This window comes from Pseudomonas corrugata, assembly GCF_001269905.1.
GTDB lineage: Bacteria > Pseudomonadota > Gammaproteobacteria > Pseudomonadales > Pseudomonadaceae > Aquipseudomonas > Aquipseudomonas corrugata.
Map to the genome: position 1 here is coordinate 149,305 of NZ_LHVK01000004.1, position 20,634 is coordinate 169,938.

At 62.3% G+C, this 20,634-nt stretch carries 17 protein-coding genes; 5 read left to right on the forward strand and 12 right to left on the reverse strand.

The features are described from left to right. Positions 1-3 precede the first annotated feature (3 nt). The 5 genes from AD665_RS06210 to AD665_RS06230 are packed head-to-tail and all read left to right on the forward strand — an operon-like array spanning position 4 to position 5,105. Complete coding sequence (locus tag AD665_RS06210; protein WP_024778391.1) at positions 4-1,761, forward strand: bifunctional alpha/beta hydrolase/class I SAM-dependent methyltransferase; 1,758 nt, start codon at positions 4-6, stop codon at positions 1,759-1,761. Continuing rightward, the gene (locus AD665_RS06215) at positions 1,761-3,098 is read left to right on the forward strand and encodes a phosphatase PAP2/dual specificity phosphatase family protein (protein WP_053191401.1); all 1,338 of its coding nucleotides are present in this window, start codon (positions 1,761-1,763) and stop codon (positions 3,096-3,098) included. The genes AD665_RS06210 and AD665_RS06215 overlap by 1 nt, the downstream gene beginning before the upstream one ends. Next, positions 3,088-3,543, forward strand: a complete 456-nt coding sequence (locus AD665_RS06220) for a hypothetical protein (RefSeq protein WP_053191403.1) — start codon at positions 3,088-3,090, stop codon at positions 3,541-3,543. Before AD665_RS06215 ends, AD665_RS06220 begins: the two co-directional genes overlap by 11 nt. Positions 3,544-3,552: 9 nt before the next feature. After that, positions 3,553-4,173, forward strand: a complete 621-nt coding sequence (locus AD665_RS06225; protein ID WP_024778388.1) for a lysophospholipid acyltransferase family protein — start codon at positions 3,553-3,555, stop codon at positions 4,171-4,173. Continuing rightward, the gene (locus AD665_RS06230) at positions 4,173-5,105 is read left to right on the forward strand and encodes a phosphatidate cytidylyltransferase (RefSeq protein ID WP_024778387.1); all 933 of its coding nucleotides are present in this window, start codon (positions 4,173-4,175) and stop codon (positions 5,103-5,105) included. Before AD665_RS06225 ends, AD665_RS06230 begins: the two co-directional genes overlap by 1 nt. A 137-nt stretch (positions 5,106-5,242) precedes the next feature. Here the strand turns inward: AD665_RS06230 and AD665_RS06235 are convergent, their stop codons facing one another. From AD665_RS06235 to AD665_RS06290, 12 genes are all read right to left on the reverse strand, one after another. Then, positions 5,243-6,400 carry a glutathionylspermidine synthase family protein gene (locus tag AD665_RS06235; RefSeq protein ID WP_053191404.1) on the reverse strand — a complete coding sequence of 386 codons (1,158 nt, stop codon included), beginning with the start codon at positions 6,398-6,400 and terminating at the stop codon, positions 5,243-5,245. Between the two features lie 12 nt (positions 6,401-6,412). Then, positions 6,413-7,114 (reverse strand): DUF1190 domain-containing protein, encoded by a 702-nt coding sequence (locus AD665_RS06240; RefSeq protein ID WP_024778385.1) that lies wholly within the window; start codon positions 7,112-7,114, stop codon positions 6,413-6,415. A 19-nt stretch (positions 7,115-7,133) separates the two neighbouring features. After that, positions 7,134-7,562: a DUF350 domain-containing protein gene (locus AD665_RS06245; RefSeq protein ID WP_024778384.1), complete on the reverse strand. Its 429-nt coding sequence runs from the start codon at positions 7,560-7,562 to the stop codon at positions 7,134-7,136. Positions 7,563-7,577: 15 nt separating this feature from the next. After that, a complete protein-coding gene (locus AD665_RS06250) occupies positions 7,578-8,237 on the reverse strand; it encodes a DUF2491 family protein (RefSeq protein ID WP_024778383.1) in 660 nt (219 codons plus the stop codon). Then, complete coding sequence (locus AD665_RS06255) at positions 8,224-9,258, reverse strand: ion channel (protein WP_024778382.1); 1,035 nt, start codon at positions 9,256-9,258, stop codon at positions 8,224-8,226. The genes AD665_RS06250 and AD665_RS06255 overlap by 14 nt, the downstream gene beginning before the upstream one ends. A gap of 326 nt (positions 9,259-9,584) precedes the next feature. Continuing rightward, entirely contained in the window at positions 9,585-10,283 is a 699-nt protein-coding gene (locus tag AD665_RS06260; RefSeq protein WP_024778381.1) for a PspA/IM30 family protein, read from the reverse strand. A 22-nt stretch (positions 10,284-10,305) separates the two neighbouring features. Next, positions 10,306-10,887 carry a YjfI family protein gene (locus AD665_RS06265; protein ID WP_024778380.1) on the reverse strand — a complete coding sequence of 194 codons (582 nt, stop codon included), beginning with the start codon at positions 10,885-10,887 and terminating at the stop codon, positions 10,306-10,308. Between the two features lie 358 nt (positions 10,888-11,245). Further along, positions 11,246-12,079: a YfaP family protein gene (locus AD665_RS06270; RefSeq protein WP_053191406.1), complete on the reverse strand. Its 834-nt coding sequence runs from the start codon at positions 12,077-12,079 to the stop codon at positions 11,246-11,248. A gap of 3 nt (positions 12,080-12,082) precedes the next feature. Continuing rightward, positions 12,083-13,702: a DUF2300 domain-containing protein gene (locus AD665_RS06275; protein ID WP_024778378.1), complete on the reverse strand. Its 1,620-nt coding sequence runs from the start codon at positions 13,700-13,702 to the stop codon at positions 12,083-12,085. Between the two features lies 1 nt (position 13,703). Then, positions 13,704-18,272 carry an alpha-2-macroglobulin family protein gene (locus AD665_RS06280; RefSeq protein WP_080996566.1) on the reverse strand — a complete coding sequence of 1,523 codons (4,569 nt, stop codon included), beginning with the start codon at positions 18,270-18,272 and terminating at the stop codon, positions 13,704-13,706. Further along, on the reverse strand, positions 18,269-18,907 hold the full coding sequence (locus AD665_RS06285) for a DUF1175 domain-containing protein (protein ID WP_053191410.1): 639 nt from the start codon (positions 18,905-18,907) through the stop codon (positions 18,269-18,271). Before AD665_RS06285 ends, AD665_RS06280 begins: the two co-directional genes overlap by 4 nt. Further along, entirely contained in the window at positions 18,904-20,613 is a 1,710-nt protein-coding gene (locus AD665_RS06290) for a DUF2138 domain-containing protein (protein WP_024778375.1), read from the reverse strand. Before AD665_RS06290 ends, AD665_RS06285 begins: the two co-directional genes overlap by 4 nt. Positions 20,614-20,634: the final 21 nt, after the last annotated feature.

Sequence of the window (20,634 nt, forward strand, 5' to 3'; positions counted from 1 at the left end):
GCAATGCGCGAAGCTCAAGACCGGACATTCACCACCCATGATGGCGTGGAATTGTTTTATCGGCACTGGCCAGCCGTGGCCGCGGACCCGGGCGAACCCAGCAAGGCTGTGCTGCTGTTTCACAGGGGGCACGAGCACTCCGGGCGCATTGCGCATCTGGTGGATGAGCTGGACCTGCCCGGTTTCGACTTCTTTGCCTGGGACGCCCGCGGCCATGGCCAGTCTCCCGGAGAACGCGGTGACAGTCCGAGTTTCGCCACCAGCGCGCGGGACGTGCAGACCTTCTGCGACCACATCGGCGCGGCGCATCAGATCGACGAGCAAAACATCGCCGTGGTGGCGCAAAGCGTCGGCGCGGTAATTGCGTCCACCTGGGTCCACGATTATGCGCCGCGCATTCGCTCGCTGGTGCTGGCATCGCCGGCGTTCAAGGTAAAGCTGTATGTGCCTTTCGCCCGCCCGGGCCTGGCGTTGATGCGCAAATTTCGCGGCAATTTCTTCGTCAACAGCTACGTCAAGGCCAAGTTCCTCAGTCATGACCCGGAACGGGTGGCGTCCTATGACAGCGATCCGCTGATCACCAAGGCGATTTCGGTGAACGTGCTGCTGGGCCTGTACGAAGCCGCCGACCGTGTGGTCGCCGATGCCCAGGCGATCCAGGTGCCGACGCAGCTGTTGATCTCCGGTTCCGACTTTGTGGTGCATCGCAAACCCCAGGAACAGTTCTTCGAGCGACTGGGCAGCCTGCACAAGGAAAAACACATTCTGCCGGGATTCTTCCACGACACCCTGGGCGAGAAGAACCGCGCGCCGGCCGTCGCCAGTGCACGCCGTTTCATCCTGCAGAATTTCGCCCGCCCGCTGGACCGTCCTTCCTTGCTGGATGCGGACCGCATCGGCGCGACCTGTGCCGAGTCCGAAGCCCTGGCGACACCCCTGCCCCACAATTCACTGCGCGACCTGTACTGGCGCATGACCCGCGCCAGCATGCGCTTCGGCAGCAAGCTGTCGGCCGGGGTGAAGTTGGGTTTCGACACCGGTTTCGATTCCGGCAGCACCCTGGACTACGTCTACCGCAACCGCCCCACCGGCACCTCGCCGATTGGCAAGATGATCGACCAGAACTACCTGAACTCCATCGGCTGGCGCGGCATTCGCCAGCGCAAGCTGAACGTCGAGGAGTTGCTGCGCCTGGCGATGGGCAAGTTGCGCGAAGAGAATCGCGAGGTGCGCATCGTCGACATCGCCGCCGGTCATGGCCGTTACATTCTCGAGGCGCTGCAAGGCGTCAGCCCGTTGCCTGAGTCGATCCTGCTGCGCGACTACAGCGATATCAACGTGCGCGACGGCAGCGCGCTGATCGTCGAAAAAGGCCTGGGTGACATCGCCCGGTTCGTCAAAGGCGACGCCTTCGACCGCCAGGATCTCGCGGCGCTGGAGCCCAAGCCGACCCTCGCCGTAGTGTCTGGCCTGTACGAATTGTTTGCCGATAACCAGATGGTCGGCGGCTCGCTCGCCGGCCTGGCTGAAGCGGTGGAGCCTGGCGGTTACCTGGTCTACACCGGCCAGCCATGGCACCCGCAACTGGAACTGATTGCCCGCGCCCTCACCAGCCACCGTGCCGGCCAAGCCTGGGTGATGCGTCGGCGCAGCCAGGCCGAAATGGATCAATTGGTCGAGGCAGCGGGCTTTCGCAAGATCACCCTGCGGGTCGATGAGTGGGGCATCTTTAGCGTTTCGCTGGCGCAGCGCGTGCAGTGATGAGTGCCGTCATCGCACCGCCCCGCGAACCTGCCCTGCTGAAACCGGCGGTGTGTTGGCTGCTGTTGCTCGCGCCGCTGTTCTTCAGCACCTACGGTTTCGCCACCTGGGTGACGGCCCAGCGCAGCGACGTCGACAGCCTGGTGTTCGGCTGGGAAAGCCACATGCCGTTCCTGGCCTGGACCATCGTGCCTTACTGGTCGATCGACCTGCTTTACGGCCTGTCGCTGTTGCTGCCCACCAGCCGCGCCGAACTCAAGCGCCACGCCCTGCGCCTGCTCACGGCCCAGGCCATTGCGGTCAGTTGCTTCCTGATCTGGCCGCTGCGCTTCACCTTCCCCCGGCCGGAGATGGACGGGGTGTTTGGTTGGCTGTTCGAGGTGCTGGCCGGTTTTGACAAGCCATTCAACCAGGCACCGTCGTTGCACATCGCTTTGCTGGTGATTCTCTGGGTTTGCTATGAGCGGCACTTGCGGGGCGTATGGCGCTGGGTGATGCACGGCTGGTTCGCGTTGATTGGCGTGTCGGTGCTGACCACTTATCAGCATCACTTTGTCGATGTACCGACAGGCGCACTGGCCGGTTGGCTGTGTGTCTGGTTGTGGCCGCTGGACCGGCCGAGCCCGCTGCAGAGTGCCCGCCTGACGTCTGATCGCAGCCGTCTGCAATTGGCCCTGCGCTATGGCGTGGGTGCGGCGGCGCTGTTCATCCCGGCGCTCGCCTTTGGCGGCGCATGGCTCTGGCTGATCTGGCCGGCGGTGGCGGTACTGTTTGTGGCGCTCAATTATCTGCTGTTCGATGCCGGCGGCTTCCAGAAGCGGGCCGATGGCCAACTGAGCCCAGCGATACGCTGGTTGCTGGCGCCGTATCTCGCCGCCGCCTGGATCAATTCCCGCTGGTGGACGCGCAACCATCCGCAGCCGGATCACGTGACCGACAACGTCTGGCTGGGTCGCATTCCCACGCCACTGGAGTTGAAAGACAGTGCGTTTACCGGGGTGCTCGACCTCTGTGCCGAAATGTCCATGGACAGCACCGGGATTGCCTATCGCTCGCTGCCAGTGCTCGATCTCACGGCACCGACCCGCGAGCAATGCCTGGAGGCCGCGCGGGCCATTGAACAACTGCGCCAGCGAGGGCCGGTGCTGGTCTGTTGCGCCTTGGGTTATTCGCGCAGCGCCACCGCCGTGATCGCCTGGCTGTTGCACAGTGGCCGGGCGGCCAGTGTCGATGCCGCGATTGTGCAGCTCCAGCGCGTCCGCCCCCATATCGTTTTGCATCAGGCGCACCGTCAGGCGCTGGAGCCACTGCGCAAAGGCCGTCGCCATGAGCAGTGATATGCAACTGCACGCCGTGGCGAGCCTGTTGCGTCGAGGCCATTCGCTGGACCAGTTTTCCACCGGTCTGACCCTGCTGGCGGCGCTGCTGGGGTTGGGGCAATGGCTGGTGGGCAGCGTCGACCCCTGGTTGCTGCTGTTCAGCATCACGCTGTTCAGCCTCGGCGTGTTGCAAAAATACTGGGCGTTGTGCGTGGCGTTCGATGCCGATCTGTTCCAGCGCGTGGCTGACGGTATCCAGCCATTGGCCGAACGCACCCAGGCACTGGATCAGGCCTTGAGCACGCTAGGCCTTCAGCCGGCCGAACGCGCTGGCCGCCCCTGGAGCGAACGCAGCCACGGCGCCTTGCGGTTGCTGCGCAGGCAGTCGCTGTTATTGGCCGCACAGATTGTCTTGACGCTGGGCTTCATCCTGGCCAGCCCTTGGTTAGCTTTTACAGGATAAGGAATCCTCATGCTCGAACCCGTCGTTGCCAACCTCATCACCTCCGCGGCCCGCATGGTCACGGGCGCCCGCAGCCTGTGGCTCGGCAGCGCGCCGCAGCCGGTGCAGCGGATCTATTTCGCCAACCACAGCAGCCACGGTGATTTCGTGCTGCTCTGGGCCTCGCTGCCGCCGGCGCTGCGCAAGCTCACCCGGCCCGTGGCGGGTTCCGATTACTGGCAAAAGAGCCCGGTGCGTCGCTACATCATCAACCGGGTGTTCAACGGCGTGCTGGTGGATCGGGAGCGCAAGGACCCGTCCTACAACCCTCTGCAGCCGATGCTCGAAGCCCTGGAAAATGGCGACTCGCTGATCATTTTTCCCGAAGGCACGCGCAACCCCGACGAAGGCTTGTTGCCGTTCAAGAGCGGGATCTATCACTTGATGAAGAGCCACCCCGAGGTCGAGGTGATTCCGGTGTGGATCGCCAACCTCAACCGTGTCATGCCCAAGGGTCGCGTGCTGCCCCTGCCGCTGTTGTGCACCACCAGTTTCGGCGCACCGCTGTGCATCGAAGAGGGTGAAAGCAAAGAGCATTTCCTTGAACGCAGCCGCGCCGCGCTGCTGGCACTGGCCCCGGAGCACGTCTGATGGATCGATATACCCTGATGTTGTTTGGCGGGATTGGCGCGATTCTGGTGCTGGCCTCGCTGATCGGTTTCATTCTCAAGCTGAAGACCAAAGGTACGCCGAACTCGGTCATCGACAACCTCAACGCGCGAATCAACGCCTGGTGGATCATGGTGCTGGTGATCGGCGTCGCGTTCTGGCTCGGCAATGCGGCGGTGATCCTGCTGTTCTACGCGGTGTCATTCTATGCCCTGCGGGAATTCCTGACCCTCACACCGACCCGACGCAGCGATTATCCGGCGCTGGTGGCCGCGTTCTACCTGGCGCTGCCGCTGCAGTACCTGCTGATCTACTACGACTGGTACGGGCTGTTTTCGATCTTTATCCCGGTGTACGTGTTCTTGCTGCTGCCGATCCTGGCGTCCCTGGGGGGCGACAGCACGCACTTCCTGGAGCGTGCTTCCAAGGTGCAGTGGGGACTGATGATCGCGGTGTTCTGCATCTCCTTCGTCCCGGCACTGCTGACCTTGGACATCGCCGGTTTTGAGGGACGCAACCTGCTGTTGATCGCGTACCTGGTGATCGTGGTGCAATTGTCGGACGTGCTGCAGTACGTGTGCGGCAAGCTGTTCGGCAAACACAAGATTGCGCCGAATCTGTCGCCGTCGAAAACCGTCGAAGGCTTTGCCGGCGGTATTTTCCTGGCTTCGCTGATTGGTGGAGCGCTGTGGTGGATCACGCCGTTCAACCCTTGGCAGTCGTTCCTCATCGCCTTGCTGATCAACCTGCTGGGGTTTGCCGGCGGCATCGTCATGTCGGCGATCAAGCGCGACCGTGGCGTCAAGGATTGGGGGCACATGATCGAAGGCCATGGCGGCATGCTCGACCGGTTGGACTCGGTGTGCTTCGCCGCGCCGATCTTCTTCCATCTGGTGCGGTACTGGTGGACCTGAGGAGTAGGAGCTGTCGAGTGCAACGAGGCTGCGATCTTTCCCCTGACACTTGAGTCTCAAGCGAAAGATCAAAAGATTGCAGCCTTCGGCAGCTCGTACAGTCCAGCCCGGCGGGAGCAAGCTCCCTTGCCACGGTATCAGTCAAGGATCAGATGCGGCAGAAACCGGCTGGAATCCTTGGTGATCAGGCTGTTGTCTTCCCGCACACCAATGCCCGCGGCCTGGTCGCCGATGACCCAGGAGCCGATCAGCGTGTAGCTGTCGTCGAACTTCGGTAACGGGGCAAATTCCTGGAGGATGAACGGCGCGTCGGTGTACGGGCCGTCTTCCTTCACGATCAGGCCATCAGCGGTTTGCAGCTCGATGTTGGCACCTTCCCGGGAAAAGAACGGCTTGCGCACCCAGCCCTTGGGCACCGCTTTGCTCGTGTCGGTATCCAGGTGGGCCGCGAGCAGGTTCGGGTGGCCTTTGTTGAATTCCCACAGCAGCGGCAGGATGCCTTTGTTGGAGATGATCGACTTCCAGGCCGGCTCGAAAAACTGCGTGTCACATTGGGCAATCGCGGCGCCAAACGGCTCGTGGAAGATGAACTCCCAGGCATGCAGCTTGAACAGGTGGGGAATCCAGCGCTCTTGCAGGTCGACAAAACGCCCGTCACTGTTGAGGCCGATGTCTTCGACATCGATGTGCCGCGATTCAATGCCGACTTTTTCCGCGATCAGGCGCAAGTAGTCCGTGGTGCCCTTGTCTTCCACCGAGCCTTTCATCGAGGCGAAATAAAACGGCTCCTTGAGCTGCAACTGGGCAAAAGCCTGGTGCAGCTTGGTATCGATGCTGTTGAACTGGTCGGCATGAGCCGGCAGCAAGCCGCGTTCGATGCATTGCTCCAGCCAGCCCCACTGGAACGCCGCCGCTTCGTAGAGGCTGGTCGGCGTGTCGTAGTTGAGCTCCAACAGCTTGGCGGGGCCGCTGCCGTTGTAGGAGAAGTCCATGCGCCCATACAAGTGCGGGTGGCCTTCAAGCCATGAAGTGCGCACCAGGTCGAAGAACGGCGCGGGAATGCTCAAACGTTCCAGCAACTCTTCGCTCTGGACCACGCGGGCCACGAGGTCCATGCACATTTCATGGATCTCGGTGGTCGGGTCTTCCAGGTCGTCCTCGATCTGCTTGAGGGTGAACTGGTAGTACGCGCTTTCGTCCCAATAGGGTTCGTCGTCGATGGTGTGGAACAGAAAGCCGAGTTGCTCGGCGGTCTGTTTCCAATCATGACGTTCTGCGCAATGGATCTTCTTCATGGCCCTCGTTCCTCAGCCGCCAAAGCTGCTCGAACCGCCCCAACCGCTGCGGGCGCTGGACTTGCTGCCGAAGCCACCGCGAGAGGTGGAGGATGCGACGGACATCGGCTTGCTGGTCTTGATCGAGTCGGTATAGCTGCCGTACCGCGCCTGGTTGGACTTGGTGAAGGTCGAGCCTCGGGAAACTCGCTGGCTGAGCGTCGAAGACCCGAAGTTGCCGCGATCATCGCGGTAACGGTAAACCGGCTCGGAGTAATAGCTGTTGCGGTTGCCGCTCAACATATTGCCGATCAGCATGCCAGTCAGCAGGTTGCCGAAGCCCGAACCACCGACGTTCGCTTCCGAAGCCGGCAATTGGGCCCGGGCGGCGTCGACCTGGGATTGTGTGACTTCGCCATCGGCGCTCAGTTCGAAACCACCCAGCTTGGGAATGAACTGGCCGGATGAGTCCTGCTGGCACCAATCGGGGACGAAGTCAGCATCGCAATCGGCCTGACTGACGTAGGTCGGCGCGATGCGACGATGCTCGGCCATGGCGGTCATGTAGGCGTCGGCGCAGATGTCAACCGGAAGCTTTTCATCGACACATTGCTGGACGGACTGGAAGTTGTACTTCTTCTGCAACTTGTAGGTTTTTTCCGTTGGCCCACAGCCGGATATCGCCAGGGCGACCGACGCGGCCAGCGAAAGCTGGACGTACTTGCTTCGTTTCATCGGGTTCTCCGTGGCGCAATCAGTTCGAGGAAGGCGTCATGCACGCGGCGTTCAACATGCCCACGCTGATGGCAACGGCGGCGATGTAGATACCCGCGGCGATTTCACCGTTCTTGATGCGCGCGGAAGCGCCCTTGAGCACCAGGCTGGTGACCAGGAACGCCAACAACTGGACGACAGCGGCGATCACTGCCCAGACGACGAAATCCAGCATGTTGATCGAGTAGGCGATCACGTTGCTGGCCGGAATGGCGAAACCGATGACGGCGCCGCCCAGGGCAATGGCCGCAGCCACGTTGCCCGAGCGGATCAGTTCGAATTCCTTGTGCGGCGTGACGCGGGTGTAGATGAACTGGAACAACGCGAACAGCACGGCGGCGCCGAGGATGTACAAGACAAAGCCGAGCACGGCGGCTTTGTTCAGGGAAATGGAGAGCGCTTCAAGCATGGATTTCTTCCTTATTCAAAGAGTGTTCAGGTCAGTGGTGTACAGCGAAATACCCAGCGAAGTACTCAGGCTGACGGCGCCTTCGGCGTCTTCTTCAACGGAGAACAGCAGGAACTCCCGGCGATCCGTCAGGCCGGTGTCGCGGGCGTACAGCATCGAACGGTGCTCGATGCTGTAGGACTCATCCGGATTGCTCACGCGCTCGCTCAACGCCACCAACTCTGTCTGGCCAGCCTCGGTACCCCATTCGCGGGAGTACTGGACGCCATCGTGGGTGTAGGTCGGCAGGCCGATCAGGCTTTCAGGGCCGGCCAGGCGACGCAACTCCGCTTCACTGTTGATCGTGACGTAGCTGAGGTAGTTGAACAGGATCACCGACTCGACCTGCCCTGCGATATCGCCGCTGGTGTGCACTTGCAGCCAGTAGTCTTCGTCGTTCATGTAGCAGCGCGACAGCCAGTTCGACTGCCCGAGGTCGACGATGCCCAAGCTCCAGATCTGTTGGGAGGCCGGGATGACCACGGTGCTGTTGCCGTCGAGCAACAACTTGAGCGTCGCATCGAACATGACCTGCTTGCCGGAGGCCAGGCCAAGAGGCCCGGTGACAGACGCGCTATGACTGGCGGTGTTCGCGTTCGGGGCTTCAAGCCCCATCAACTGTTTAAACCACCCCATGGGAAATTTCCTTGAGACGCGCGGAGGCGATGTAGAAAAGCTCGCCACCCACGACTCGGGTGGCGCCGGGCGGATTGATCGACGGCTGGCGAGCACCCTGGGCGCGATAGCCAATCAGCGTAGCGTTGTGCTGCTCTTTCAGCCGGGCATAAAGCTCGCCAAACGTCGCTTCAAACGCCTCGGGGAGCTTCATCAGGTACTGAGTGGCGCCCTGGCCGACACAGAGCAATTCGTTGATGACTACCGACGAGCCAGGGTCCTGGGAGGCACGCACCAGCATTTCGATAGCCATGCTGGAGGTGCATTCCAGACTGGGGGCGTAGGCGCTGGCGAGAGCGGCGATTTCGCTGTCATTGAAGTGCGCGACCACATGCCCGATCGGCCCCAGTTGATTGACCGCCAGCACCGTGGCCAGGGTCAGGTCGTCGGAGTGGGTTCGTACCAGCACGCGTTCGGCCCCCGGCACGCCGGCACGCTGCAACAACGCGACGGAGGACAGGCTATCGCCCTTGATGAACGAAGTCTTGCCGGGCATGGGGTTTTCTTCGAGATCGCAGTCGCAGATGACGATCAGGTTGTCATTGGAGGTTTCGTCCTGCAGGAGCAATTCGATGACCCGCTCGCTGGAGGCGCCCTCCCAGCCGATTAGAACCGTGTGGCCGACGTTGCCGGTGAAATCGCCTTTGCCCTTCATGCCTTTTCTCCATACATCGATGACGCTGCTGGTGGTTTTGCCGATGACCGTCGTCAACAGGGCAATGCCCCCGAGCATGATCCAGGTCGCCACGAAAATTCGCCCGGCGGATGTCTGTGGCAACAAATCGCCATAGCCGACGGTGAGCGTGGTGGTGAGATAGAAGTAGATAAATGTGGCGGCGGCGATGAGGTGTTGCTCGCCCAGCAGCACCAGGCCGATCCAGGCCGTGGCCAGGTGCACGCCCACCGCAATGGCCAGGCCCGCCCAGCCGAACCGATGAAAGAAGGACGCAGCGAACGTGCGCAACAAAAGAAAAATCGACATTTCGTCCCTGACTCCGTGGGGCTTTGTTCCTGGCGAGGTCATCGCACTGACGTCTGACGGCTCGAGCATAGTGGCCGGACAGCATTAAACCTGCTGCGCAGCTTGGATAAAAGTACCTTCACCACAATTAAATCCGTCGGGTGCCGGACACTACTGTGGCAAGGGAACTGCGTAGGAGCTGTGTAGGAGCTGTCGAGTGCAACGAGGCTGCGATCTTTCCACCCACACTTGAATCTCAAGCGAAAGATCAAAAGATCGCAGGCTTCGCCAGCTCCTACAAAGTCCAGCGAGCATCCCTCGCTACAGGTTTGCTGTGCGCGAACCGATTACTCAGCCGATTTTTTCTTCAGGCGTTCCAGGATCGCATTGGCGCTGCCTTCGTTTGGCGTGATGCCAGCATCGCGCAGTTTGCGCTCCAGGTCGGAGCCGGTCGAAGCCTCGGCCAGTTCGTCCTGGGCTTGCAGTTCAGCGGCCCGTTGCTGTTGCTTGGCCTGCAGGCGATTGAGCGTGCCGACGGCGGTTTCCAGCTTGCCATTGGCGCCGCCGCTGGCGATCGAGGCACTTACCTGGGCCTTCTGCACGCTTTCGCGGGCCTTGGCCATATCCACCTGCTGACGCAGGCTCTTGATGCGGGCTTCGGACTTGGAGATGTCTTTGCGCATGTTGTCCGCGTAACCGCCAAATTCGGTCGCGTGCTTTTGCTCGGCGTCCAGTTCGTTGGTCAGGGTCGAAATGGCTTCGGCCACTTCCAGCGCCAAGTCTTCGCGGTTGGCCTGGATCGCGGCCAGGGCCTTGGCTTCCAGGTCCTTGATCTTGGCGTTGTATTCGCCGACGCGATCAGTCGCCAACTTGTGCTTGGCCATGATGGTAACCAGTTCACGCTTGGCGTTGGCCAGCGCGCTGTCGGCATCGCGGATTTCCTGGTCGAGGATGCGCAGGGCTTGTTGGTCGACGATCGACTCGCCGACTTCGTTGGCACCGCCACGCAGTGCGGTGAACAACTTGCTCCAGATGGACTGAGTCATTGGATGGTTCCTATTCGGCGAATTAAATGAAAAAGCGTTCGAAGGCTTCGCTGGCGCGCTGGACGTTGTCGACGAGGGTTTTGACCTCGGTCACGACGTTGGTCAGGCTGGAGTCGGAGCTCAACGCACCGAACATGTTGTAGACAACCTGTCCGTTGGGCATGGTCTCGATGCCGATGGACGACAGAGGGAACATTTCCCGGCTGCGCAGCACGGCGTCATTGAATGCCGCGACATCGTTGATCGACTCGACGTCCACCAGGACGGTGTCGACGATAATCTGGTCACCGACCACCGCGATGTAAATCGGCAAGCCACCGAAGTCGTTCATTTCCAGCTTGATGCTGGATTCGGAGCCTTGCACGAGGGAAAGGGTGATGTCGCTCGCGACCACTTCGTCCAGGGCCTGAAGGGCGCTGTAGAGACGATCAATGTTCCAGTTGTTACCTGCGCTCATGTATTCCTCCAACATGAATGAGCCAGCCAGAATCGGTTGGCGTAGCTGTTTCTCCATTTGCTTGAGCAGGCTTCGGTTTTCGGGAAGCACCCAAGTCTCGTGTTTCACATACCCGGCGGCACTCAGGCCCGCGCGCATCTGCTTCATGTAGAAGCTCGACGGCTTTTTCGCGGAGGGTTTGGCGCGCTCTCCCGTGCGGCTCGCTGAATCGGTCACAGACCCGTCAGGCGGATCTGATGGAGAGCTGGTTGACATGGTACTGACCCCACTGTGAATAACTCACGCGTGAGAAACACTACAGGTAAGCTCTGAACCTCACAATAGCTCACGCGTGAGATTTTTATCTGTCATAAATGCCGACGCTCTTGTGGGAGCTGAGCTTGCTCGCGATGGTGATGGGCCAGCTTGCATCGATGTTGGATGCAAAACCGTCATCGCGAGCAAGCTCGGCTCCCACAGAATATCTCCACAGGCTGCGGCATTAGTTGTGGCTACCGATGGCGGCTTACGGATAGCTGAAACTTTTTACCAACGTCAGCTCGCCCACCGCCCGCATCGGCACGACGAAGGTTTCCATCTTCTCGTTCGGGGTGCCTTCTTCGGTGATCACGGTGACCTGTGCGGTGGTCAAGGCTTGTTGCGCTTGTTCTCCACCGCCCTCACCGTCCTCGCTGTCTTCCTGATAGCGATAACCGCCGCCGTAGTAGTTCACATACACCAGGTATTGGCCTTTGATCGGCGCGGGCATGGCGAAGATTTCCGGGCCGTAGCCTGTGGTGACGTCGACGTCGAGGGCGCCGCCGTTGGGGGCGACGCGGTCGCCGTACCAGATGTGGGCGCCGTCCGGGGTGATGACGTGCAGGTCCAGGTCGGTGCCGTCGCTGTCCCAGGTCAGCAGTACCCGCAGCTTGGCCGGGGTGGCGCCGCCGCTGGTGTTGAGGAACTGGGTGCGATGACGATGCAGGCCATCAGGGCTGCGCACTTCGACGCTATTGCTGCCGTTGGGGAACGAGAACGGCCGGTCGAAGCGACCTTCCTCATCGAGCTTCAGCGGCAGGGCCACACCGTTGACGATGAGTTTCCCCGGCTCGTTGCTGTCCTTGGGCATGGCCTTGATCTGACCAGTGATGCGTGCAGTGTTGGCCTGGCCCTGGGGCGTATTGACCGACGAGGCCGGGTAATTGACGGTCTGGCTGAAGTTCTCACCTTCGCCGCCCGGCGCCCCGCTGCGCCACCCACCAATCGGAGTGTCGAGTTTGATCCCATCGGCAGCAACGGCCAGGGGCAACGCGGTCATGGCGCAGAGCAACAGCAAGACCTGTGGATAACGGAGTGTCATGGTCTATTCCAGCAAGAGGTGACGGGCGAGCCCTTCGATATAGTCTTCGTCCTGGCCGTTGGGGTGAGCTTCAAAGGCCAGGTGCAAATATTCGTGAGTCAGGTCGAGACGGTCCTGCAGCGACAGCACGCCACGGACATAGATGCGCTGGCGTTCACGGTCGACGTAAGGCCGGCCGAACGCGACGCGGCACACCGCGAATGAGCTGATTTCGTTGTAGCCCACTTCGCTTTCCAGTCTGGACCGCCAGCCTCGACGCTGCTTGAGCAGCCAGTCCTGGGCGGCCGGCAGTGCTTCGCAGGATGCCACCGGATTGTCCCAGCGGCTGAGACTGGCACGCGGGTAGGCATGCAACAGAATGGCGTCGTAGCGTTGGCCGGCGTTGGCTTGTTCCACAGCTTGCAGCCAGGACAATTTGTCCGGGCCGGATTGATCGGAGTGGTAGGTGACATCGGTGCCGGCCAGGACCAGGTCGCTCGTCCAGGCCGCAATGGCGCGGGTTTGCGGTGCCGCCGGGCGTGGAGCAACACGCTGGCGATGGCTGCTGTCGTCGATACTCAGACAATCGCCGTTACGTTGGGCGTTTTGCAGCAGGTAGGTGCGTATCGCCACTGCCAGGGCCTTGGCTGCTTCGGCGGGCTCGGCCTTGGCCTCGCGTTGCAAAACCCGGGCGACGTACTCTTCCCGATCCAGGCGCGCCACCAGTTTGCCGGGCGTCAGGAACAGCTCGCCATCACTGTGGATATCCAGCTGGTTGCCATTGGTGAACTCGGCGCGGTAGTCACCCCGCAATTGACCCGGCGAGGCTGGCTGGCTGCCCGACATGACCCGCTGCAATGGATAACGGGCAAACAACCTCACTTCCACGCAGCGCCCGGTTTCGGCCGGCCAGTGTGCCGGCAGCGCAGTGGCCAGGCCATCACCAAATGCCCTCAGGATCTGTTGGCTGGTGCCGCGGCCACCGGCCCATACGGGCGTGCCATCGGCCAGCCAACCGGCGAAACCGCCCTGGCGCGATGAAGGTCCCTGGTCGCCCAGCCAACTCCAGGTCTTGACCCGCAAGCGACTGCCCAGTTGCCCGACGAGACGACCATCCGCCGCATTGAGTACCACGTCCAGCAGCACCCGACGGGCCTGGTCCTGGGCCGGCAGTGTCGCCAATGCCTTGAGCAATTGCGCGACGGGAACCTGTTTTTGAGGTTGCAGGGCTGGTAGGTCCAGCAGCCAAGCCGGGGCCTGACGGGCCTGCCAGTAGTCACGCCAACTGGCGGCCGAAAGCCCAAGCCGCTGCGGTTCGAAATACAAGCCGCAGGACTTCACCAGTGCCTGATCGCGACCGATGCTTTTCCCCGCGCTGCAGCAATAAACCTCTTCTTTCGACTCCCCGCGGCACTCATAGGCCGGCTCGTGGGCATCGGTATCCACCAGCCACGCGTAGACAAACAGCTTCCACAGACTGCCGAGCGGGGCCTGCAGGGAATCGGGCAATGGCTGGCGATCGAGCACCTGGGTCTGGCTCACCCGCAGCAACTGGCCGTCGAAGGCCAGGCGCAACGGTTCGGCCTGCGCTGTCGCCAGCGCAGGCATCAAGCACAACAGCCACCCAACCCAGCGCTTGCGCATGTCAGTTGACCGTGACCTGACCGAGCGCCGGTTTCTTTTCCCAAGCCTGATTCTGTGGCGCGTAGACCTGAGTGAAGCGCACCGGTGGCAGGTTGAACTGCCCCTTCTGGGAGAAGCGCACCAGATGCCGCAGGCGCAGTTCGCCACTGAGGGCATCCACCGGCACCGCATAAACCATCTGGCCCGGCTCGAAGCGCGCCTTTTCCAGCGATGTCGGTTCGCTGTCGGCTTTGCCCTGCAACTGGATGCCCCAGGTGGTGCGCTCCACGTCGGCGCCTGGCGGCAGCGGCACTTCGAGCATGCCGTAGCGCAGCGGTGTATTGGCCTTGCTGTTGATGATCACTTCATCCAGGTAGAGGCTGTCGCTGGACAACGGTTTGTTGCCTACGGCCTCAAGGGTAAAGGTAAAGGCATCGCCACCCGGTACCAGGCGCGACAGCCGACGGGTGATGGACACCGCCATCGGCGCCACCGGCGGTTGCTGGCTCTGGAAGCTCAGCGCCGCTTGCAACGGACGCTGCTGCACTCCGCTGAGGGTCAGCGTGGTCGGCAACTGCGCGCCCTGCCACTGCCAGTAGGTTTCCCCTGTGGCGCCTTGGCGGGCTTTCCAACCTTCGCCCGGGGCCAGTGCCACGGCCGGCGATGTCTGCTCGATGCTGCGCTGCAGCCAGGTCAAGGCCAGGGCCCGTTCCAGGGTGGACTGTTGTGGCATCAACCGCTCCAGCAGCGCGGCGGCTCGGGCCTGATCGAAGGTTTGCAACGACAGCACCAGAGCCTCGACAAACGGCTCGGCGCTGACGTCCAGTTGCTGCTGGGCGGCGGCCAGTTGACGATTGAAGGCATCTGGCAAAGGCACTTTCGCCTGCTTGGCGAGGGCTGCGGTCAGTACGCGAGCACTGGCCAATCCCAGGGCCGAGTCCGGCGCGTTCATGACCAGGCTGTCGTCACCGTTGTCCATCACGCTCCCGGCGCCGCCCGCACCGGCCTTCGCCAGATCGTCCATCAGGCCGCTGAGCAAGGTGTTAACCGGCAGTTGCATCTGCTTGGCGAACGACAGGATCAGCGCCCGCTGCAACAGCGGCGTATCACCGGCCTGTTTGGCATAGACCTCCAGCACCCGCTGCCAGTGTTCCGGCGGCAGGCTGATGTCCAGCGCCTTGCTGGCGTGCCAATCCGCGTAGTAGGCGTAAGCGGTCAGGAAGGCATCCGGCTCGCCGTCCTGGCCCCACCAGGTGAAGCTCGCCGATGGTCCGGCCATCTGCACCAGGCGCAAGCGGCTGTTCTGCATGATCAGGCGCAAGCGGTCGCGGGTCTGCGAGTCCGACGCCAGGGTCGGGTACGCGATGCTCAACGGCAGCAGGCGACTGGCGGTCTGCTCGACGCCACCGTAGGGGTAACTCAACAGGTCGTCCAGGGCGCTACGGAACAGCGCTTGCGGGCTGTCGTCCAGGCGCAGGCGGACATCGCTGGCGTCGGCCGGCAAGGCCAGCGGAGTGTCGCCGGCGGCCACGTCGAGGCGTTGGCTCTGGGTAACCTGCCAGCCATTGCCACTGGCGTTCAGGTGAACAGCCAGGGCGTCCTGGGTTTCACCGTTCAACTGCAACTGGACGCTCAGGTCACCGCTGCTCAACTCCATGGCAGGCAGCGCCACATAGTTGATGCCCTTTTTCAGGTCCGCCACCACACGTTGCTCGGCACCGGCATAACGGATCAGCAGTTCCGCCTTCAGCGGTTTATCCGACTGACTGAAAGCGAACAGGCCCAGTTGCGGTTTGTCGCCGGTGCGGAACCGGGTCGGACCGCTCCACTTCAGGTACAGCGGTTTCTCCGAAGCGATGAATTGCTTTTTCTGGCCAACCTGGCCGTCGTCGGAGATGGCCTTGGCGGTGATGCGCCAGCGGGTCAGCGAATCCGGCATCTTGAAGGTGAAGCGGGCCTTGCCGTTGGCATCGGTAACCAGTTCCGGCTGCCAGGCAGCTGTGTCCACGTCTTCACGACGGGGCCGTTCCAGCACCTTGACACCGCGCTCGCTGCGGTTGGCCTTGCCCGGCGCGCCAGGGCTGCCCGGCAACGCCACGTCGTAACTGATGAACGACAGGCTGGCGCTGGTGCGCACATTGTTGCGGCGCGGATGATAGAAGAACTGATCGATGGTCGGCGCCACTTCCGGTTGCAGGGCGTAAACCATTTCGTCCACGACACTGACGGTCAGATGCGCCGGAGTCGCCTTGCCGGCGAACTGGGTGCTCAGGTCCACGGTCACCGTATCGCCAGGCCGGTAGGTGGCCTTGTCGGTGACGACCGCGACGTCGATCTGCGGCGTAATCACCTTGATGCCGGCGTTCTGGAAGCTGTATTGGCCGCCCTTGGTGTACAGGACGGAGAAGGTCAGGTTCGGCGCAAAGTTGTCTTTCACCGGAATGCGGGCGCGGTATTGGGTCGGGCTGAGGCTTTCCATTTTCAGCCAGTCGCCACCCTTGGACAGCAACGCCGTGGCCTCCACCTTGTCCCGTTCGAGGGACAGCAGCGCATCGCTGACCGGTTCCGGGAAGGTAATCAGTGCCAGTGCTTCGTCACCGGCCTTGTATTCCGGCTTGTCGAGGACGATCTCGACGGTGCCCGGCACGGCCTTGACGCCTTCGCCGGTCACCGCATGAGCCGCAGCGCCGATGACCCGGCCATGGTCGTCCTTGAGGGTGAGGTTGTAGGTACCGGGACGGTCAAAGGCCACGGTGAAGCCCTTGTCCTTGGCCGTCAGCTTGCCCTCGCCAGTGCTCTGGTCTTCCAGGCGCACCCAGGCGTAGCCGGCCGGCGTCACGGCCTTGCTCTGTTCGCTGCCGCCTTCGTTGACATAGCTGAACGCGACCTTCTCGCCGGCCGCACTGAAACGCTGGCGAGCGCTCAGGCGGAAATTCGCGGCACCGCGGTCGATGAGGATTTCCTTGGTGGTCTTGACCCGATACGCCGCGCCATCGCTGGCAAACACGGTAAGCGTGTAGCGGCTCGGCTTGTCGGCGGCCGGCAGTTCGAGCGTCGCGACGCCCTGGCCGTCGGTGGTCACTTCACTGCTGGTCAACTCTACCGGGAATTGCCCCAGGTATTGCAGTTCGTTGTCCACCATCGACAGCTGCTGGGCCCGCAGGCTCAGGCTCACCGTGGCATCGACCACCGGCTTGCCGTCCGGGTACAGCAACACGAGGTTGCCCTTGACCGGCTCGCCGGTGCGGTATTCCTGCTTGGCCAGGTTCAAGGCGATCTCGAAATGCGGCTTGATGTATTCAGCCACGCGGAAGGCGCTGCTATAAAGCTGGTCCTTGTAGCTGAAGCGCAGTTCATAGCCACCGGCCACAGCGTTTTCCGGCAGTTGGAAACGGCCTTGGGTACCGGCCTTGGAGTCCAGTTTCAGGGCCAGGGTCTGCAGCACGGTGCCCGTGGCATCCAGCACGCTGACGTTGACGTCGGCCGCCGTCGGTTGCACCGAGTCGCGGGCATTCTTGAACTCACGGCCGACGATCTTCAGCGAGACCCAATCCCCCGGGCGATACAGCGGCCGGTCGGTGAAAGCGTAGAGCTTGGTGTCGTAGATTTCGCTGTCGTAGTAGAAGTTCTCGGAGACGAATACCCCACCCTCCTCATCCTCGCCAATGACAAACGAACGTTCCGGGCTGACGTGCTTGAGGCGCAGCAGGCCTCTTTCATCGGTAGCGCCGCTGTTCATCACGCCCAGGCCGTCGGTCCACAGCACATTGACCTTGGGCACCGAGCTGCCTTCATGCTTGCGAGCGGCCCAGACCAGCAGTTCGTCGCCGGAAATCTTGCTCACCGCCACGGTGTTCGAGACGAAGACCATGGTGGTCGCCCGGTACTTGCCGACCAGTGCTTCCACCAGGTACAGGCCAGGCTTGAGCTGGCCCAGCGGGATGTAGACGTTGCCCTGCGCGACGCTGACGAACTCGCTGGACGAACCGGCCAGGTTGACGCCGGCAGGCGGCTGGATCGGCTTGGCCTGCCACAGCGGATAACGGAACTGGCTGACCAGCGGCAGGCCCGGGATCAGGGCGAACTGGGCCGGTGCCTCGTAGGGCGTCGGTGCGACCAGGGCATCACCGATCTTCAGCTCCGGTACTTCCTCGGTGACCTGTTGGCGGGACTCGTAGGAGAACGCCCGCTGCATGACCCGACGGGACTTGCGGTACCAGTTGTCCCACAGGTACGCGAGGGTGTTCGAAAGCCCTTCACCCTTGAACTGGCCGTCGCTGACGACGCGGTGCAGGTTCTTCTGGCGCTTGAGGAAGTCCAGTGGCTTTTCAATCCGATAGACGCGGATATCGGCGCCACCGTAAGGCTCCATGCGGAACCGGCGGTAGTCACGGCCCGGCGCCTCGAGGCGGACCATGGCCTGTTCATCGCTGGCGAAACTGCTGTCGGCCAGCAGGAAGAAGCTTTCACCGGACACCGGCGTGTAGCCACTTGGCTCCACCGTGTCTTCGGCGTGAACGAAGGAGGCCAGCAACAAGGCAAACAGCAGGGACAGTTTCGAGCACAAGCGCAGCATGCGGGCACCGGTCATTGGGAGAGAAAGTTGAGTCGATAGACGCCGATGAAGTTGGGGTTGGCTGCGTCGGGTATCCATCGGGTGTCCTTCCAGTTCATGAGTTGTTGCAGGCTTGCGGAGCGCATGCCGTTGTCGGTAGGGGTTGTGGTGCCGGTGTGATAGGCGATGTAGCGGCCCATCCAGATCATCAGGTGCTGGTCGTCGCCCTGATCGAAGAACATCAGGTCGCCGGGACGGGCCTGGGCCACGTCACGCCCCACCAGGCGACTGTTGAACTGGATCAACTTGATGGCATTGACGTAAGGCCCGACCTTGCCGCCGCCCTGCTGCCACTGTTGGGCCAGGCGCCGCTGGGCGTCGCTCAGCTCAAGCTCCGGCGGCAGGTAGCGATTGGACAGGCCGTTGCTGCGCAGCCATTTTTCGTTGTGGACCTTCAGTGCTTCGTTGGCGGCAAAACGCACCAGTCCCGCACAGTCCTGCTGATACCAGCGCGGGCTCGGGCCCCGGCTCAACTGTTCCTCGGCGATGCGCACGAACCAGGCACGGAAGACCTGGGACTGCTGCACATCCAGCGCAGGCGCTTCCATGGCAAACGCCTGCCCCGCCAGGAACAGTGCTATCAGCCCGAGCGTGCGGATCAGTCCGGTCATAGTGCTTTCCATTCCAGCGGCAACCACTGCCAGTGACCGTCCGGCTCGCTGCCTGCCGGCAGGGTCAACGCGTATTTGCCATAACCACCGAGGGTCCGCAGCTTTGGAATGAGGTAGGTCTGCGCGGCGTTGTAGAACACCGGCTCCATGTCCTGGGGCAAGCTGTCCAGGGTTTCACGCTGCATCAGCTGCGCCATGGAGTCCGGGCCGAAGTAGAACGGCATCAGCAGGTCCTTGGGCACCACGTCGGCCATCGGCGGGAAGTGCTTGTCCAGGGTGCCGATGGCCTTGTCCACCAGTTTATCGTCGAGGGAGAACAGCAGGGTCGATCCGTGGCGCGCCAGGCTGACCCGCATGAACGCCTTGCCAGTGATGGCATCGGGTTGCAGGGAGTCCTTGGCCAGGTACGGGCCGAAGTTGGAGCTCACCTGGCGCTGCCAGTGATGCATCGAGCCTTCCTGCTTCTCGACGACCGGGAACGCATGCTCGGCCACGTTGCTTTCATAGGCGCCCACCATCGACCCGAACAGGTGGCCCAGCTCGGCGTCGATCTTGCCGTCTTCTTCGTTCAGACTGGCCACCAGCAGCGGCGTGTACAACCGCGAATCGGCGTACCAGCACAGCCCCGCCGCGCCGGCCATATGGTCGACCATGGCCTGGGCGGCTTTCTCCTCGGCACCGAGTTTTACCAGCAGCGGCTTCTGTTGCTCAGCCGCCAATGGCAAGGCCACGCAGGCACTGGCGCCCATGGGCATGGCTTGCCAGATCGGCTTGAAGTCGAAATCCGGCTGGTTCTCCAGTTCGTCCATGGCCAGGAAGCTGTGCCAACCTTTGTCGTCCATGTCGAAACGCAACCCGGCGAAGTTCGGGATGAAGCGCTGGTAGCCCATGGCGAGCACGCTGGCGTTGACCGAAATGCGTTGCTTGACCTCAGGCGCCTTGGGCGGCAAGCCGAAGGCTTCGGTGAAGAGTTTGTCGCCATTGAGCAGTGCCGCCAGTGCGGTGGTGGAAACGGCGCCATGTTCGTCGAACGCGCCGTTGGCCGGGTCATAGAGCTTGCTCGGGTCGGACAGCACCACCAGTTTGTCGCCGTGGGAGGCGAACACCAGGGATTTGCTGGCGTTGTAGCTGAGCTGGTAGAGCGCTACTTCATCGCCGCCGACCTTCAGGTCGCTGAGCTTGCTCAACTGCGTATCGTCCAGGGCGACTTTTGCCAGCGGCTCCAGCAGCTTGGCCAGCCCGCCGCGATCCATCACCAACAGGAAATCCTTGAGCCGGCCATCAGCACCGCGCCACAGCGCCACATCGGCCGGCTGGTCGAACAGTTCTTCGATCAGGCTGTCCTGCAGCTTCAGGTCATGCTCGTAGATGATCCGGCGCAGGCTGCCAATCAGCCCCAGGCGGTCGGCATGGGCTTGGTAATAGAAAACGAAATCCTCGGTGAGCGTGGCCTTGAGGAACGGCACCGCCAACAGGTCCTTGGGCAGCTGGCTCAGGGAATGGGCTTCGAGTAGCCCGTCGGGACGACTCAGACCGAGCTTTTCCAGCGCCAGCGCCGTGGGCGGTGCCTTGGGCTTGTGCATGAACCAGCCCAACCCGGCGGCGACACCGGCCACCAGGCACAGCCCGATCAGCAACGCCGGCCAGCGGCGCGCAGGTTTAGCGACAGGTGTCGGCACGGTCGGGGAAGCAGTGTTGTCGCTCATATTCACAAGGGCCTGTTCATC

Coding starts and splice junctions, on each gene's coding strand:
- AD665_RS06210 (WP_024778391.1), top strand. CDS start 4: ATGCGCGAAGCTCAAGACCGGACATTCACCACCCATGATGGCGTGGAA.
- AD665_RS06215 (WP_053191401.1), top strand. CDS start 1,761: ATGAGTGCCGTCATCGCACCGCCCCGCGAACCTGCCCTGCTGAAACCG.
- AD665_RS06220 (WP_053191403.1), top strand. CDS start 3,088: ATGAGCAGTGATATGCAACTGCACGCCGTGGCGAGCCTGTTGCGTCGA.
- AD665_RS06225 (WP_024778388.1), top strand. CDS start 3,553: ATGCTCGAACCCGTCGTTGCCAACCTCATCACCTCCGCGGCCCGCATG.
- AD665_RS06230 (WP_024778387.1), top strand. CDS start 4,173: ATGGATCGATATACCCTGATGTTGTTTGGCGGGATTGGCGCGATTCTG.
- AD665_RS06235 (WP_053191404.1), bottom strand. CDS start 6,400: ATGAAGAAGATCCATTGCGCAGAACGTCATGATTGGAAACAGACCGCC.
- AD665_RS06240 (WP_024778385.1), bottom strand. CDS start 7,114: ATGAAACGAAGCAAGTACGTCCAGCTTTCGCTGGCCGCGTCGGTCGCC.
- AD665_RS06245 (WP_024778384.1), bottom strand. CDS start 7,562: ATGCTTGAAGCGCTCTCCATTTCCCTGAACAAAGCCGCCGTGCTCGGC.
- AD665_RS06250 (WP_024778383.1), bottom strand. CDS start 8,237: ATGGGGTGGTTTAAACAGTTGATGGGGCTTGAAGCCCCGAACGCGAAC.
- AD665_RS06255 (WP_024778382.1), bottom strand. CDS start 9,258: ATGTCGATTTTTCTTTTGTTGCGCACGTTCGCTGCGTCCTTCTTTCAT.
- AD665_RS06260 (WP_024778381.1), bottom strand. CDS start 10,283: ATGACTCAGTCCATCTGGAGCAAGTTGTTCACCGCACTGCGTGGCGGT.
- AD665_RS06265 (WP_024778380.1), bottom strand. CDS start 10,887: ATGAAGCAGATGCGCGCGGGCCTGAGTGCCGCCGGGTATGTGAAACAC.
- AD665_RS06270 (WP_053191406.1), bottom strand. CDS start 12,079: ATGACACTCCGTTATCCACAGGTCTTGCTGTTGCTCTGCGCCATGACC.
- AD665_RS06275 (WP_024778378.1), bottom strand. CDS start 13,702: ATGCGCAAGCGCTGGGTTGGGTGGCTGTTGTGCTTGATGCCTGCGCTG.
- AD665_RS06280 (WP_080996566.1), bottom strand. CDS start 18,272: ATGACCGGTGCCCGCATGCTGCGCTTGTGCTCGAAACTGTCCCTGCTG.
- AD665_RS06285 (WP_053191410.1), bottom strand. CDS start 18,907: ATGACCGGACTGATCCGCACGCTCGGGCTGATAGCACTGTTCCTGGCG.
- AD665_RS06290 (WP_024778375.1), bottom strand. CDS start 20,613: ATGAGCGACAACACTGCTTCCCCGACCGTGCCGACACCTGTCGCTAAA.